The sequence below is a fragment of the Bacillus sp. DHT2 genome, assembly GCF_026241455.1.
GTDB lineage: Bacteria > Bacillota > Bacilli > Bacillales > Bacillaceae_G > Bacillus_A > Bacillus_A pseudomycoides.
Genome location: NZ_JAPHWH010000003.1, coordinates 20,010 through 35,269, shown reverse-complemented (window position 1 = coordinate 35,269; position 15,260 = coordinate 20,010). Strand labels below are relative to the sequence as shown.

Annotated in this window: 13 protein-coding genes and 3 pseudogenes; 11 read left to right on the top strand and 5 right to left on the bottom strand. The window is 35.6% G+C overall.

Translation table 11 applies throughout. The annotated features are described in order from the left end of the window. The first annotated feature begins 45 nt into the window (after nucleotides 1-45). The 4 genes and pseudogenes from ORL93_RS09070 (at nucleotide 46) to ORL93_RS09055 (ending at nucleotide 4,363) form a co-directional block, all read left to right on the top strand. On the top strand, nucleotides 46-618 hold the full coding sequence (locus tag ORL93_RS09070; protein ID WP_018766595.1) for a TetR/AcrR family transcriptional regulator: 573 nt from the start codon (nucleotides 46-48) through the stop codon (nucleotides 616-618). Nucleotides 619-1,026: 408 nt separating this feature from the next. Continuing rightward, nucleotides 1,027-3,588, top strand: coding sequence for a YhgE/Pip domain-containing protein (locus ORL93_RS09065; protein ID WP_265958934.1), 2,562 nt, complete (start codon nucleotides 1,027-1,029; stop codon nucleotides 3,586-3,588). Nucleotides 3,589-3,668: 80 nt separating this feature from the next. Then, a pseudogene (locus ORL93_RS09060) lies at nucleotides 3,669-3,800 on the top strand (DUF2087 domain-containing protein); the annotation flags it as partial. A 140-nt stretch (nucleotides 3,801-3,940) separates the two neighbouring features. Continuing rightward, the gene (locus ORL93_RS09055) at nucleotides 3,941-4,363 is read left to right on the top strand and encodes a YfmQ family protein (RefSeq protein WP_018766587.1); all 423 of its coding nucleotides are present in this window, start codon (nucleotides 3,941-3,943) and stop codon (nucleotides 4,361-4,363) included. Nucleotides 4,364-4,558: 195 nt separating this feature from the next. On the opposite strand, the gene ORL93_RS09050 is transcribed toward ORL93_RS09055, so the two are convergent. Both ORL93_RS09050 and ORL93_RS09045 read right to left on the bottom strand, forming a co-directional pair. Continuing rightward, entirely contained in the window at nucleotides 4,559-5,083 is a 525-nt protein-coding gene (locus ORL93_RS09050; RefSeq protein ID WP_265958931.1) for a DinB family protein, read from the bottom strand. A 94-nt stretch (nucleotides 5,084-5,177) separates the two neighbouring features. Continuing rightward, nucleotides 5,178-6,119, bottom strand: coding sequence for a helix-turn-helix transcriptional regulator (locus ORL93_RS09045; protein WP_265958929.1), 942 nt, complete (start codon nucleotides 6,117-6,119; stop codon nucleotides 5,178-5,180). Nucleotides 6,120-6,316: 197 nt separating this feature from the next. On the opposite strand from ORL93_RS09045, the gene ORL93_RS09040 reads away from it, so the two are divergent. Continuing rightward, nucleotides 6,317-7,330 carry a LacI family DNA-binding transcriptional regulator gene (locus ORL93_RS09040; RefSeq protein WP_003195828.1) on the top strand — a complete coding sequence of 338 codons (1,014 nt, stop codon included), beginning with the start codon at nucleotides 6,317-6,319 and terminating at the stop codon, nucleotides 7,328-7,330. Nucleotides 7,331-7,370: 40 nt separating this feature from the next. Here the strand turns inward: ORL93_RS09040 and yhfH are convergent, their stop codons facing one another. Next, on the bottom strand, nucleotides 7,371-7,499 hold the full coding sequence (yhfH, locus tag ORL93_RS09035) for a protein YhfH (RefSeq protein ID WP_000567010.1): 129 nt from the start codon (nucleotides 7,497-7,499) through the stop codon (nucleotides 7,371-7,373). A 200-nt stretch (nucleotides 7,500-7,699) separates the two neighbouring features. On the opposite strand from yhfH, the gene ORL93_RS09030 reads away from it, so the two are divergent. The 3 genes from ORL93_RS09030 to ORL93_RS09020 all read left to right on the top strand — a co-directional run bounded on the left by ORL93_RS09030 (nucleotide 7,700) and on the right by ORL93_RS09020 (nucleotide 11,178). Next, nucleotides 7,700-8,434 (top strand): MBL fold metallo-hydrolase, encoded by a 735-nt coding sequence (locus tag ORL93_RS09030; RefSeq protein ID WP_265958927.1) that lies wholly within the window; start codon nucleotides 7,700-7,702, stop codon nucleotides 8,432-8,434. 11 nt (nucleotides 8,435-8,445) lie between these two features. Beyond that, complete coding sequence (lplA, locus tag ORL93_RS09025; protein ID WP_029427577.1) at nucleotides 8,446-9,435, top strand: lipoate--protein ligase; 990 nt, start codon at nucleotides 8,446-8,448, stop codon at nucleotides 9,433-9,435. Nucleotides 9,436-9,645: 210 nt separating this feature from the next. Beyond that, on the top strand, nucleotides 9,646-11,178 hold the full coding sequence (locus ORL93_RS09020; protein ID WP_265958925.1) for a fatty acid--CoA ligase family protein: 1,533 nt from the start codon (nucleotides 9,646-9,648) through the stop codon (nucleotides 11,176-11,178). Nucleotides 11,179-11,262: 84 nt separating this feature from the next. On the opposite strand, the gene ORL93_RS09015 is transcribed toward ORL93_RS09020, so the two are convergent. Continuing rightward, on the bottom strand, nucleotides 11,263-11,790 hold the full coding sequence (locus ORL93_RS09015) for an isochorismatase family protein (RefSeq protein ID WP_097794881.1): 528 nt from the start codon (nucleotides 11,788-11,790) through the stop codon (nucleotides 11,263-11,265). Between the two features lie 297 nt (nucleotides 11,791-12,087). Between ORL93_RS09015 and ORL93_RS09010 the strand changes: the two genes are divergently transcribed. Beyond that, nucleotides 12,088-13,197, top strand: coding sequence for a metallophosphoesterase (locus ORL93_RS09010; protein WP_265958922.1), 1,110 nt, complete (start codon nucleotides 12,088-12,090; stop codon nucleotides 13,195-13,197). Between the two features lie 45 nt (nucleotides 13,198-13,242). Here the strand turns inward: ORL93_RS09010 and ORL93_RS09005 are convergent. Further along, nucleotides 13,243-13,398, bottom strand: a pseudogene (locus tag ORL93_RS09005) (anti sigma factor C-terminal domain-containing protein); the annotation flags it as partial. Nucleotides 13,399-13,532: 134 nt separating this feature from the next. On the opposite strand from ORL93_RS09005, the gene ORL93_RS09000 reads away from it, so the two are divergent. Continuing rightward, on the top strand, nucleotides 13,533-14,441 hold the full coding sequence (locus ORL93_RS09000; protein ID WP_097794883.1) for an AraC family transcriptional regulator: 909 nt from the start codon (nucleotides 13,533-13,535) through the stop codon (nucleotides 14,439-14,441). 172 nt (nucleotides 14,442-14,613) lie between these two features. After that, a pseudogene (locus ORL93_RS08995) lies at nucleotides 14,614-14,772 on the top strand (SAM-dependent methyltransferase); the annotation flags it as partial. Nucleotides 14,773-15,260: the final 488 nt, after the last annotated feature.

Here is a 15,260-nt window from a genome sequence, read left to right as displayed (position 1 = left end):
CTAATTGACCGTATTACCCAATTGGTCATTTTTGGAGGTGAAGATGTGGCTGTCGATCGAAAACGTTCTATTATTGAAGCTGCAACAAAATCTTTCTCAGCATTTGGTTATAAGGCGACAACAATGGATCAAGTCGCAAAATTAGCGAATGTAGGGAAAGGAACAATTTATACTTTTTTCAAAAATAAAGAAGAATTATTTGGCGAAATTATTTCTAATTTAATTACTGAAATGAAGCAAGTTGCAAAAGAAGCAATTCGTCCAGATGTTTCATTTTTTGAAAATGTACATAGAGCATTATATAACATCTTAGAATTTAGAAAAGAACATCAGCTCATGATTAAACTGATTCAAGAAGAGCGAGATATGGGAACAAAAGAAGTACAAGATGTTATGCAGCAAGTAGATGTTGAAATTGTATCTGTTATTCAATCTTATTTAGAAATTGCGATTGAAAAAGGTGAAATTAGTAAGTGTGATCCAGAAATTACGGCGTTTATCATGCTTCGGTTATATGTATCACTTATTTTCGATTGGGAAAAGAATCATGAACCATTAGAAAAGGAAAGAATTGCAGAATTATTTGAACTTTATTTGTTAAAGGGATTGTCAAACTAAGATAATCCTTTTATTATAGTTAAAAATGACCGATTGAACAAATTGGTCATAAGTCCAAAAGGGGGAAGTAGAGAAAAAATCAGATTACGTATGTAAGGTTGTGAAAAGATAATTTTTGAATACGTTCACGTTGACCAAATGAATTTAATAGTCATTCAAAATAAAAAGGTGCATAGAGTATAGAGATAAGGTGAAACGTTAATCAGTAGGTGCGCTTCATCCCCGGCTAATTATTAACGCTCACTAATCGGTCTTTTATGGAAAGTTGATTCCACGGAGGTCTTACTGTCCGCAAATAGCGGGATAAAAGTTAGGGTTAGGTAATATGTAGAACAGGATGTAACCTTTTTATTTACTCTAAAATGACTGATTGAACATTTCGGTCATAAACGAAGAGGAGGAAAACGAATGAGAGGATTTACGTTGCTTGGTAAGGAATTTACGGAAATTATAAAAAGCAAAAAAATCTTAATACCTATTATTGCTGTTTTATTTGTACCACTCTTATATGCGGGCATGTTTTTATGGGCGTTTTGGGATCCGTATGAACAATTAGATGATTTGCCGGTTGCAGTAGTCAATCTTGATAAAGGTGCAGTATTTGATGGGAAACCGATTGAAGTTGGTAAAGGATTAGTCGACGAATTAAAAGACAATAAAAGTTTTAAATGGGAGTTTGTCAGTGAAAAAACAGCAAAAGAGGGAATGGAAAATCGAAAATATTATATGTTAGTTCGGATTCCAGAAAATTTCTCAGACAATGCGACAACGCTGTTAAAAGAAAATCCAAGACCATTAAACTTAGAATATATTCCAAACGAAAGCTTGAACTTCTTATCTTCACAAATCGGCGGAACAGCTATTGAAAAAATTAAAGGTGAAGTATCTAATACGTTAACAAAAACGTATGCAGAGAAAATGTTTGATTCTATAAAAGATGTTTCCAAAGGGTTCGCAGATGGGGCAGATGGAGCGAATAAGCTACATGATGGATCTGTGGAATTGCAAGATGGTTCTAGCAAGGTAACAGAGGGCTTGCATACGCTGCAAGGGAAGTCTGGAGAGATGAAGAATGGGGTTGGCCAGTTAGTAGATGGATCTGGTAAATTGCTAGATGGGTCAGGTCAAGTATCAAGTGGTTTAAACTTATTAAATAGTAAAACAGGTGAACTGAAAAATGGAGTTGGTCAGTTAGTAGATGGATCTGGGCAATTATATGAAGGGCTAAATAATCTAGCTGGTAAATCAATTCAATTTAATGATGGTTTAAAACGTGCTTCAGATGGATCTAGTGAGTTGCAAAAAGGTACTACCGACCTTTCAAGTGGAATGAAACAACTTGGTAGTGCACAAGGACAATTGGAACAAGGAGCACAAAAAATTCAAAAAGGGTTACAAGATTTAAATAACCAATTGCAGAATGCTGCAACAGGATTATCAGATATGAAAACGAACGTACCAGCTGTATTGAAACAAGCAAATGAGCAAATTACTCGATCGGAAGGAAAAGTAAATCAATTAAATGAAGTTGCGCAGTCAAATGCAGGTGATGCGAACAAAGCAGCGCAAGATGTAGCGGCTTTAAAAGAACAAATTGAAAAGTTACCCCAAGAATCTCAAGAGAAGCTAAAGCCATTTATAACAACTGCTGCAAATAGTACAGCTACTGTTCAAAAGAAATCAGCTGAAGTAGCAGGCGCAACAACTCAGTTGAAAAAAGAGGTATCCCAGTTAACGGTCAAGGTAAATGAAACAACAAACGGGTTACAAACGAAATTACCAAATCCTGAGAAGCTAAACACTTTAGTTGCTGGTGTTGAAGCATTAACAAAAGGACAAAATGAGTTTGTTGGTAAATTTCAAGAGTTTGGTAAAGGATTAAGTACGGCGACAACTGGAGCAGAGAAATTAGCAACAGGAGGTCTGCAGCTAAATGAGGGTATTAGTCAATTAGCTGCAAATGGTCCAAAACTAGTGATCGGAGTAAGTGAACTAGTGAATGGAGCAGGTAAACTAAACGGAGGTTTGAATAAATTATCAGATGGATCTGGTCAATTAGTAGCAGGTGTGAACAAGTTAGCAGACGGATCAAATAAAGTGACAAATGGTTTAGGCACTCTAAATGGGGGTCTAAATAAAATGTCAGATGGATCTGGCCAATTAATCGACGGAGTAAACAAACTAGCAGACGGCTCCGGAAAAGTAACAGATGGATTAGTAAAAGTAAATGATGGAACAGGTGAACTCGCTACAAAACTCGGCGAGGGGGCTGAGAAAACAGGTAAGGTAAAAGGAACTGATAAAACATATAATATGTTTGCAGATCCGGTGAAAGTACAAACTGAGAAGATGTCAGAGGTTCCAAACTACGGAACAGGATTTACACCATATTTCTTATCTCTAGGTTTATTTGTTGGGGCACTTTTATTATCGATTGTGTATCCATTACGTGATACAGTTGGTGTTCCAAAATCAGGATTTAGCTGGTTTATTAGTAAATTTGGTGTTTTATTATCAGTGGGTATTATTCAGGCTTTAGTAGCGGATTTAGTGCTATTGCTAGGGTTAGGTGTGGAAGTACAGAGTGTTCCATATTTCATTCTGTTTAGTATTCTTACAAGCTTAGCATTTATTGCGTTAATTCAATGTTTAGTAACAGCTTTTGGAGATGCAGGACGTTTTATTGCGATTTTAACATTAATTATGCAGTTAACAACAAGCGCAGGTACATTCCCACTTGAGTTAATCCCGAAATTCTTACAACACTTTAACGCTTGGTTACCAATGACATATTCTGTATCCGGATTTAAAGCAGTTGTATCAAGTGGAGACTTCGGATTTATGTGGCAAAATGCAGGGATATTAATAATCTTTATTGTTATATTATCACTTGGAACAATTGGTTCGTTGACTTGGATGCATAAGCGACAATTTCGGAATTTAGTAGAAGAAAAATCGATAGAAGCCTAGGGGAGTGATCCTCTAGGTTTTTTATCATTTTAACCGAGAAGATCCCCACCTCAAGCTCGTGTAGAGGTAGGTGGGAGTAGTTCAATAAACAGTATCATGAAGATTTTTGTACAATTAGAAGAGAATTCATCATTCATGGATTTATGGATCGGAATAAAAGTATGTATCATGTAAATGCCAAGGAAGCGTGGAATAAGTGGGGGGATTTATAGATTATAGAAAAACACACTAATCCTAGTATGTTTCTTTGTGTTACCAAGTTTCACATAATGTACAAAAAATAACCATTTACACTATGGTAATATTAATAATGTAATCATATTAATTTAGAACGTAATGGAGATGATACAATATGACGACATATTTTATAGTTATGTTAATTATTCTCGGTGGTCTTAAAATAATAGTGACGTGCCTTCCAAGCTCTGTTGTGAAGTCGCTTTCCAGCAAATTTGAATTGCATCCAAAACTTAGTGATGCGGCTGTCACTGTAACCATCGACGGAAAGCAATTAGAAGGTAAAGATAAAATTCAAATTATTGATCAATTTAATGAAGCGATATTTTTAGAGAAATATTATTTTCCGCCACAGAGCAGTGGGACTCCAGTAGTTATTAATACGAAAAAAGGAAAAACCGATGTTCGTTTTTCTGTGTACAGTTACGACGATCACGTTGATGTAATCAAACAATACAAGAAAAAAGTAGTCGGGTATAGTCTGCGTTCCAAAGGCCTTCAAAACCGTTCTATGTTAGTAACTGAGGACTTAGCCTAAAAGGATTGGTACTGTCTGTTAATGCGGGATAAATCAGGTTAAATTAATTTGAAAATAATCTTTAAGTAAGTGTACTAGTTTACTTCTGTTCCAGATCAAAAAGAGGATTCCTAAAATATAGGGAATCCTTTTTCTTATTCACCAGGAGTTCTTTTAAATTAATAAGCAACTATATCTCTAGTCATAAAGTATCACTTATTTTAGAATAATATGCTGCTCCAGCCTTTCCTTCTGATGAAGGTGGTGAGAGAAATGCATATAAATCAATTGAAACCACTCTACAGCATTTAAGTACCCAAGTCCTGGATGTGCCACTTTATAATTGGCTAGAATTGAAGGGAGTTGTGGCTCAATCCCTTTCATTTTCTCAATGATCTGTAACAATGCTTGTTTAATTTCCTCTTTATCTGTAGGATTTTCAGGCGTGTATCCAGGGCGATCAGGTATTTTTATTTGTACTGAAGGGAAAGCACCCATTGCATATACTTTTTCACCCATTTCTGTTTTCTTACCATCTATAGTTGCAGAATCAGTTGTACACTTTGCAATGGCATCTAATTGCATATTTGAAGCTGTAAGTAAGTGATTATACATTTGTCCAAGAGACCATTCGTCTTCGGAAGGTTTTCTTCTCAATTGTTCAAGGGAGTATTTCTCTAATTCTTTTATGTAATACATTGCTACACTTTCAAAATTCTCTAAAATGACATTTGGATTCATAGGATTAGCTCCTTTTCTTTTATAAAATGTGGTTCTTAAGGATCACTATAAACGAGTGATGTTGACACCATTATGTCAGCAGTGAAAGAAAAAATTACATTTGTAGCATTTTCTTTGCTTCTTCTCGAAGTTTCTCAGAAAGAATAGTCGGTTCTAGCACTTTTACTTGGCTTCCCCAGCTCAATACCCATGGAAATATTTCATCTATACTTCTTGATGTTAGAAGCACATGAAAGCCATCATCTTTTTGTTCATAGGAATCTATAAAAAAGTAGCGAGACTCAATAATTTTGTGTGCAATATGGGATGGAAATAATAAATGAATGATAATGGTTCGATTATTTTCAGGTTGATAGTCTGGTAAATAAAAGTTCTCCGGTTTAGTAAAGAACGTTTGCTCTTGCTGTAAGTTGTCCATGCGATCCAAACGGAAATGACGTATTTGTTGCCGAAGTAGACAATGGGCAACAATGTACCAAATCCCTGAAATATTGACTAAACCATAAGGATTTACCGTACGTTTATTTTGTTCACTTTGATTCGGTTTACGATAAGAAAAAGAAACACATTGTTGTTCCTGAATAGATTCTTGTAATAGAAGAAGTTGTTTCTCTAGTTGTTCTTGAGCAAATGTTTGATGAGAGAAAGTACCGGAGAGGAAACGAAAAGTTCCTCTTAAATCCTTGACCTTCTTTTGCTGTTCAGAAGGGAGGATTGCTTCTAATTTTTCTTTAGCAGATTTTGCATGTGTAGAAAAAGCTGAGTCGAGATTTTGTTCGACATAATCACTTCCTAATAGAAGAGTTACTGCCTCTTCTGGTTTGAATTGAATGGGCGGCAAGAAATAACCATCCATTAAAGAATAACCTTGTCCAGGCATTGAAAAGATTGGGACACCTGATTCACTGAGTGCTTGCATATCTCTGTATATTGTTCTTTTACATATTTCAAATTTTTCAGCTAAGCTGTTAGCTGTGACGATTTGCTTTCTCTGTAATTCAATGAGAATAGAAAGTAAACGATCTGTTCGATTCATGAAATATCATCCTTCATATGTAATAAATATCCTTATTGTGAAGTTCTAAATATGAGCCAAATCTTCCTGCAAATAACAGACTTTTCCCTATGTATAATATTAATATAGTAAAATCATGCGAGCCTGTATTGCGGTTTCCAATAATATACTATATAATCTACTTAAGAAAACGTTTTCATACAAAGGGGGAGAATTTCGTGTCAACGATCGAGGACGTGGCGAAATTAGCGGGGTTATCAAGAACAACGGTTTCTCGGGTGATTAACAACCATCCGTATGTATCAGATGAGAAGAAAAAGAGAGTTCAATTGGCGATGAAGCATTTGGGATTCGTTCCTAATTCTGCAGCAAGAAGACTTCGTAAACAGAAAACAGAAACAATTGCAGTTCTTGTTCCAAGAATTACAAATCCTTTTTTCAGTAGATTTATTGAAGCAATTGAAATTGCTGCTTCTGAACATAAATATAAACTGATTATTTGTCAAACAAGATATTTACCAGAAAAAGAGATGGAATACTTACAACTGTTATCAACAAAACAAGTTGATGGTATTATCTTATGTTCACTTGAGAATCCATGGGAGAACGTGGAGCCATATTTACAACACGGTCCAATCGTGTTATGTAATGAATACATTGAAGAAGCAAATATTCCAACGGTTAAATTTGATCATGCACAAGGGGCATACATAGCTGCGAAACATGTGCTAGAACAAGATTATCGCAACCTTATTTTTTGCCGTGGAAATGAAACAAAAGTAGTGAGCCAACAGCGAAAAATGGGCTTTTTACGTGCAATCACTGAAAAGAGCAAAGAAGTAGAAGCGATTGATTTTCTTGAAAACGCTTTCTCTTGGGAAGATGGAAAAAGAATATTCCATGAAGTATTAAAGGACAAAAAAAATCCTACCGCTATTTTGGCAGGAGGCGATGAAGTCGCAGCTGGAATTATCGCAGAAGCGAAACGCCATGGCTGGAGCATTCCTGATGATTTAGCTGTAGTTGGCTTTGATAATCAAATTTTATCACAGATTACAGAACCGGGTATTACAACGATTGAACAGCCAATTGATGAAATGGCTCATAAAGTTGTTGATTTAATGATGGATAAAATCCATACGAAAAATTATCGCAAAAAAGAATTGTATGAGTTTGAACTGGAGCTCTTGGTGAAAGGTTCAACGGTGAAGAATACGATGTTACTAGCCTAGTAGACAATGTCTGCTAGGTTTTTCTTATGTTTACAAACTATTATTCTTCGTGAACGCAATCGTCACATTTATTATGATATGCTTCGTGTTGCTCATCAATTTCCTTCCCACAGTGCGCACACGTTTTTGTTGGTAAATTTCTGAAAAATTCCATCGGTTGATCGATCATGTAAATCCCTCCATTTCCATTTCTTAGTATCATTGTATTAGTACAAAAATAAAATGTCAACAACTGTTTTATAACAAAGTGAAAAATAATGAAAAAGTTTAGGAAATGGATTATAGTTAACAATGTAGAGTGTAAGTAAAAATCTTTCTCATTAGAGGAAGAATACTGCATTTCTAGTGGTTTAGAAAGGATGGATACATATGAAAATGACTGTTGTTGGCTTTTGGGGCGGCTTTCCAGAAGTGGGAGAAGCAACGTCGGGGTATTTGTTTGAACACGATGGTTTTCGTTTACTTGTTGACTGTGGTAGTGGTGTACTAGCACAGATTCAAAAATATATAACACCATCTGATATAGATGCGGTTCTGTTGTCACATTATCATCACGATCATGTTGCGGATATTGGAGTATTGCAATATGCAAGATTAATTACAAGCATGGCAAAAGGGCAATTACCAGAACTACCGATTTATGGACATGGATTTGATGTGCAAGGATTCTCTTCCTTAACACATGCACCATACACGAAAGGGATTGTGTACAATCCGGAAGAAACATTACAGATTGGGCCGTTCTCTATTTCATTTTTAAAGACGGTGCATCCTGTTATATGCTATGCGATGCGTATTACGGTAGGAGATAACGTTATCGTATATAGTGCTGATTCTAGCTACATTCCTGAATTTATTCCATTTACAAAAGATGCAGATTTATTTATTTGTGAGTGTAATATGTATGCACATCAGGAAGCTGCAAAAGCAGGGCATATGAATAGTACAGAAGTAGCGGATATTGCAAAGAATGCAAATGTAAAGGAATTACTGTTAACGCATCTGCCGCACACAGGAAACATATCTGATTTAGTAGAAGAAGCAAAACAAATTTTTGACGGCCGCATTACGCTTGCGCACAGCGGTTATGTTTGGAATTCATGAGGTGAGATATGATGTTATTTATTGATAATAAAGGAATTACAGATCCAACAATTAACTTAGCGATTGAAGAATACTGCGTGAAAAATTTAGATATTAACGAAACATACCTTTTGTTCTACATTAACGAACCTTCTATTATCATTGGAAAAAACCAAAACACAGTAGAAGAAATTAATGCTGATTATGTAAAAGAAAAAGGTATTCATGTCGTAAGACGCTTGTCTGGCGGAGGCGCTGTATATCATGATTTAGGGAACTTAAACTTCAGCTTTATTACGAAAGATGATGGGGATAGTTTTCATAACTTTAAAAAGTTCACAGAGCCTGTTACGAAAGCGCTTGGAAAATTAGGTGTAAATGCAGAGCTTAGCGGTCGTAATGACATTTTAGCTGAAGGTAGAAAAATTTCAGGTAATGCGCAGTTTTCAACGAAAGGTCGTATGTTTAGTCACGGTACATTACTATTTGATTCTGAAATCGATCACGTTGTATCTGCACTCAAAGTAAAAATGGATAAGATTCAATCAAAAGGGATTAAATCAATTCGTAGCCGCGTAGCGAACATTACGGAATTTTTAAATGAAAAAATGACAACGGAAGAATTTAAACAGCTTCTTCTAGCGACGATTTTTGAAGGAGAAACAGAAATTCCAACGTATGAATTAACAGAAGAAGATTGGAAAGAAATCTATAAAATTTCTGAAGAGCGCTACCGTAATTGGGATTGGAACTACGGAAAGTCTCCTAAGTTCAACTTACAACATTCACACCGTTTCCCAGTTGGACAAGTTGATGTTCGCCTAGAGGTAACAAAAGGAACAGTAACTGAATGTAAAGTATACGGTGATTTCTTCGGCGTGGAAGATGTTCATGATATTGAAGAGTGTTTAACAGGAGTACAGTTTGATAAAGAAGCTTTTGCCGCGGCTTTAGAAGATGTAGATGTAAAACGCTACTTTGGTAATATAACAAAAGAAGATTTCTTAGCGTTATTCTTTTAACTCGTAAAAACAGTCATATTGCCCGTATGACTGTTTTTTATTTTGTTGCAAAAAAGCGCATAAAAACAAGAAATAGAGTCTCTAATAAAAAAATGAATGAATGCTCATTTATATGCAGTTAATTAAATGTTACTTGCTAGTTTAATTTTCTTTTAATATAATGTATTTAGAATTTTTAAATTTTCTAAATTTTATAAAGGTGGGGTTTGTGTGAATCTCGTTCAATCTTTAGCTGAAACAGCAAAACAGAAAGGAGAGAAACCGGCTTATATATTTATGGATCAGTCGGTCTCGTATGACCAATTAAATAAAATGGTCACGCAGTTTTCTAGTAATTTAGCAAAAATGGGCATTGGAAAAGGGGACAATGTTGCATTAGTTGTTGGTAATTCACCACATTTTTTAATTGGTTTATATGGAACAATGAAAGCTGGAGCAACTGTCGTTCCAATTAATCCAATTTATACAGCAGACGAAATGCATTATATTTTACAAAATGGAGATGTAAAAACAATCATCACACTCGACGTTCTTCTACCTGTTATACAATCTCTTACAACAAGACTTCCTTCTCTTGAACATATCATCATATGTGAAACCTCAGCAGATTTCAATCATACAGAAACCGAAAAAATGAAAACGTTTACTAGCCTTATAGGAACCGGTGACCTATCTTATGAAGGTCCTGAGCTAAATGAAGAAGACGTAGCTGTTATTTTGTATACGTCAGGAACAACTGGAAAGCCAAAAGGCGCTATGCTTACACATAAAAATTTATATAGTAATGCTAGCGATGTAGCATCGTATTTACAATATACTGCGGATGATCGCGTTGTTGCTGCGCTTCCAATGTTCCATGTGTTTTGTTTAACCGTTGCAGTCAATGCCCCAATTGTTAACGGTGCAACGATTTTAATGCTACCAAAGTTTAGTCCGAAAGAAGTATTTCGTATTTGTCGTACGTATGAACCGACAATATTTGCCGGTGTACCGACAATGTACAATTATTTATATTTATATGAGGAAGCAAGCGCAGACGATGTTCAGACACTTCGTCTATGTATTTCTGGCGGGGCTTCTATGCCTGTTGCTCTCCTGAAAAATTTTGAAAATCGCTTTAATGTTATTGTTTCAGAGGGATATGGATTATCAGAGGCTTCGCCAGTTACTTGCTTTAATCCATTAGATCGTCCGCGTAAACCAGGTTCGATTGGAACAAATATTTGGCATGTGGAAAATAAAATTGTGAATGAGCTTGGGGAAGAAGTTTCTGTAGGCGAAGTAGGTGAATTAATTGTTCGTGGTCCAAACGTGATGAAAGGATATTATAATGCACCAGAAGACACAGCGGCAGTGCTTCGTGATGGATGGCTGTATACAGGGGACTTAGCAAGAATGGATGATGAAGGTTACTTTTATATTGTTGATCGTAAAAAAGATATTGTCCTTGTAGGCGGTTATAACGTATATCCTCGTGAAGTAGAAGAAGTACTATATCAACATGAAGCGGTTGCGGAAGTTGTTGCGATTGGTGTTCCAGATGAAAACTTAGGAGAAGCAGTGCGCGCCTATGTTGTTCTGAAGAATGGTGCGGTAACAGAAGAGGAGTTAACGTATTACTGTTCTTTACATCTTGCAAAATATAAGGTGCCAAAGAGTATCGAGTTTTTGGAGGAGTTGCCGAAGAATACGACTGGTAAACTACTTAGAAGAGCGTTAAGGGAAAAGGCAGTGCAAGCATAAAACATGGATACCTGTTAGGGAAAATAAAACGAACCGTCCGTAAATAAGGATGGTTCGTTTTATTTTTATAATAGAATTCTATATTTATAATTTTATTTTACCATCAATGACAGTTAGGAATCTGTTATTCCAAATCGATTGATGATGATTAATAATATCACCCGCATCTAAAATAGCACCATCTATTGTACTATGTGTTTCTTTGAAAAGTAGATTTTTTTGATACCCTAAACTAAAGGCAGCTCTAATCGTTGTGTCGAGACAAAATTCCGTCTGTGCTCCTGCAAAAATAAGTTGTTCTATTTCATTGGTCTTTAAGTAATCTAAGAGTTCAGTTTGATAGAATGAATCCCATTTTGATTTTTGGATAATTTTATCGGTAGGGGATACGAATAAATTTTTATGAAGTTTCCAGTCATCTTTTCCTTCAAAAAGTTCGTCTTGTTCGATTTGACTCGTATGTTGAATAAAGATAACTTGTACATTTTTTTCATGAGCTTGCTTAATTAGTTCGTTTATATTTGTAACTAATTGCTCATTGTTAAATAAATAGTTTTGAGGATAATTAAAGAAAATTTCTTGCATGTCAATGATTACTAGAGCCTGTTTCATCAAGTAGCACTTCCTTTAGTTTCTTTTTAAATATAGCAGAAGGTATTGAAACTTTGCAATAAAAGAAAATGTCCCTGCTCAACAAAACGTATCCTAAAATGAGCAAACTTTTTTGGATAGTACGTACTACAACATTCAGCAAAAGCAAAGAGGTTAGGGGGAGAGGAAGAAAATCCTAACTAATTAAAGCTTCATTTTATGAAATGATAGGGAATTGTTAGTCGTTCATGATACGTAATATTTATAGTTTGAATAGCTATCGAGTTATAATAAAAGAAAGAGAAAAGGAGGCACGCTGTGAAAATTCGTCGATATTTTAATATAGTTACTATTTTGATTCTATATACATTACTGATGTTCTACATCGGATGGAACGGATGGGTTTGGCTTCAAACAAGTTTTGGTTGGCAATCTTGGGGATATTATGCTTTGTTAGTTGCATTATTCTCATATGCGTATGTAATCGTCCAGGTTTTCAAATTCCTTCCGTTCTTAAGGACAATTGGTTCCTATTGGTTTGCGGTAATGCAATATGCACTTATTTTGCTGCCGCTAGCTGATATAGCAGTATTTATCTTACAACTGGTAGCGGTGCCGAGAGATACAGCTATTATTTGGACAGGAATTGTTACCCTTATTATGTTTCTTTTTATATTTGGTTATGGAACATTTAATGCATATAGTCCGATTGTTCGAAAGTATGAAATTCACATACCAAAAGAAGCGAAAAGGCGGAAAACGCTTCGCATTGCGATGGCGTCTGATATGCATTTTGGCAAATTATCAGGTGTTTCTCATTTGAAAAGACTCGTGCACCATGTAAATGAAATGAAGCCCGATATTATTTTGTTGCCAGGGGATATCATTGATGACCATCCTGGAGAATTTATAAAAAAGAACATGGGACAAGTGATGAAACAAATGCAGGCGCCTCTTGGTGTGTATGGAGTACTCGGAAATCATGAATATTACGGAAGAGCCATTCCAGAATTTTTGCAAGAAATGAAGAAAATCGATATTCATATCATGTTAGATGAAGTAATCAAAATGGAAGAGGTTTTTTATCTCGTTGGAAGAAGAGATAAAACGGAGCGAGATCGTCAAAGTTTCGAAGAGTTAATGAGCACCGTAGATAAATCGCTTCCTGTTATAGCGATGGATCATCAGCCGTTTGAATTAAAACAGGCAGCGGAATCTGGCGTTGATTTATTATTATCGGGCCATACGCATAGAGGACAAATGGCACCAAATCATCTTATTACTAGAAGAATGTATGAACTGGACTGGGGATACTTACAAAAGGAAACATTTCATGCGATTGTTTCTTCTGGATTCGGATTTTGGGGTCCGCCGCTTAGACTTGGGAGCCGGTCGGAAGTTATTCAGATCGATGTTACTTTTGAGTGATGTAATAATAAAACAACCATTCAACTTCGAATGGTTGTTTTCACTTTAGTGACGAGAACCACTTGGACGCTTAAACCAATTCCAAAACTCAATATCTCCAAGAGTAGCGTCGCGAACATGAGGAGAATTTTGTAATTTTACTAATTCTTTCGATGGGCCAGTAATGACAATACCGTACACTTTCACACCATGTTTTTTCAATTATCTCCCTCCTTTCACTTATAACAACGAATGTAATATGAAAAAGTTACAAATTTCTGTAAAATAAAAGCAAAAAACGTCAAGAAAAGAATTGTCTTCTCTTTTATGATAATACATAAGGCGGGTGAACAGAGATGGAAAGCTATGAAACACAAATTCAAAAAGCAATTGATTATATTGAAGAAGATGTAATGGAGAAGCAAACATTAAGTAATTTGGCTCGTATTGCAGGGTTCTCGGAGTATCATTTTCATCGCGTATTCCAAGCGCTAGTAGGCGATACTGTCATGGAGTATGTTCGTAGGAGGAGGCTAGCCCGGGCAGCTTATTGGCTTTCTCATACGGAAGAAAAAATTCTTGATATCGCATTAGAACATGGCTTTCAATCTCATGAAACGTTCATTCGAGCCTTTAAAAAGTTGTTTCAGATGACGCCAAGTAGCTACCGAAGGCAAGGAATTAAGACACCGATGTATTATAAAGCAAATGTGAAGCAGCGGAAGTTCAATCCATATTTAGGGGGAATACAAATGGAATTTCGTATTGAAAAAAAACCAGCGTTTCATGTGGCTGGATATGAGATGAAGACGTCTAGTAAAGAAGGGAAAAACCTTAAAGATATTCCGGCATTTTGGGACCGTTATTTACAAAACAATCTTGCGAGTAACATTACAAACCGTAAACATACAGATCAATATGTAGAGCTTGGAATGTGCACGGATTTTAATTTAGAAACAGGGGATTTTACGTATATTATTGGAATGGAAGTTACAAGTTTTGATGGGGTACCGACTGAACTAGCGCAGCGCACGTTCCCAGAAGCAACTTACGCTGTATTTACAACGCCTAAAGTACCGCATAAAGATATGGTATCTTCCATTCAACAAACGTGGAATGCAGTTTTCACAGAATGGTTCCCGCACTCAGGGTATGAACATGCTGGAGTTACAGAGTTTGAATTATACGATGAACGTTGTCATGAGGATAAGAGCGAGTTTGCGCAAGTTGAGATTTGGTTGCCGGTGCAGAAGAAACAACAATAAGAAGAGAAAAAGTTTCCTAGATTCTAGGAAACTTTTTTTCGTATTAAGGCTAAGATTAATCATATTAAAGAAGTTGTGTAAACGATAGCTCGGCTTCGGGCGCTGCGTCCAACGATTATGAAAAGTGACGATGGTATGGAAGTAGGGGCTGTTCATGAAGTATTCGTATGAAACGGATTGGGAAGTGTACAAACTACAAAATCTTAAAAGTGGATTAGGTTTTACAGATGAAAAGCTTAGAGATATCTTTAGAGGTTTTTTTAAAGTAGAAATACGTAGAATGAAAGAAATAAAACAATCGAATAAAGTATTTGGCGTCTCTGGGCTGTGAACGGCCTTATTTACGAAGAAGCATACTGAATAGTAAAAAGAATTATGTTTTCTTAAACGAATTATATATATTTCTGTTAGCAAAGACTATGTGAATGAAGAAATCCTTCAAAAGGTTTGAAAGGCTTACATACTAATAGAATATCATTTCATTGCTATTATGCTGAGGTGAATTTGTATCTAAATAATTAGAAAAATGCCATTTTTTTATATAAGTATGCAGAAAGTATGCAGGAAGTATGGCGTTTTTTGAACAAATTTATCGATTTCTAATAAACTAGAATTGGTTTCTCAAGAATTACAACAATATATGTTACCATATGCTTTGAAACAATTAGCTAGAAAAATTGGAAATGTACTTTGATAATTTTGATTGGATTAAAATTTGAATTATCCATTACCGCTTTAATCGGTTTTAAGCTTTTTTTAAGAAATAGCCAGTATCATATGATTTGCATATCTATTCTACAAATCCTATTTTATCCCGTA

Excerpts from the sequence above, each read along its gene's own strand:
- ORL93_RS09015 (WP_097794881.1), bottom strand. The coding sequence starts at position 11,790 with ATGAAACAGGCTCTAGTAATCATTGACATGCAAGAAATTTTCTTTAAT.
- ORL93_RS09030 (WP_265958927.1), top strand. The coding sequence starts at position 7,700 with ATGAAAATGACTGTTGTTGGCTTTTGGGGCGGCTTTCCAGAAGTGGGA.
- yhfH (WP_000567010.1), bottom strand. The coding sequence starts at position 7,499 with ATGATCGATCAACCGATGGAATTTTTCAGAAATTTACCAACAAAAACG.
- ORL93_RS09065 (WP_265958934.1), top strand. The coding sequence starts at position 1,027 with ATGAGAGGATTTACGTTGCTTGGTAAGGAATTTACGGAAATTATAAAA.
- ORL93_RS09000 (WP_097794883.1), top strand. The coding sequence starts at position 13,533 with ATGGAAAGCTATGAAACACAAATTCAAAAAGCAATTGATTATATTGAA.
- lplA (WP_029427577.1), top strand. The coding sequence starts at position 8,446 with ATGTTATTTATTGATAATAAAGGAATTACAGATCCAACAATTAACTTA.
- ORL93_RS09045 (WP_265958929.1), bottom strand. The coding sequence starts at position 6,119 with ATGAATCGAACAGATCGTTTACTTTCTATTCTCATTGAATTACAGAGA.
- ORL93_RS09050 (WP_265958931.1), bottom strand. The coding sequence starts at position 5,083 with ATGAATCCAAATGTCATTTTAGAGAATTTTGAAAGTGTAGCAATGTAT.
- ORL93_RS09055 (WP_018766587.1), top strand. The coding sequence starts at position 3,941 with ATGACGACATATTTTATAGTTATGTTAATTATTCTCGGTGGTCTTAAA.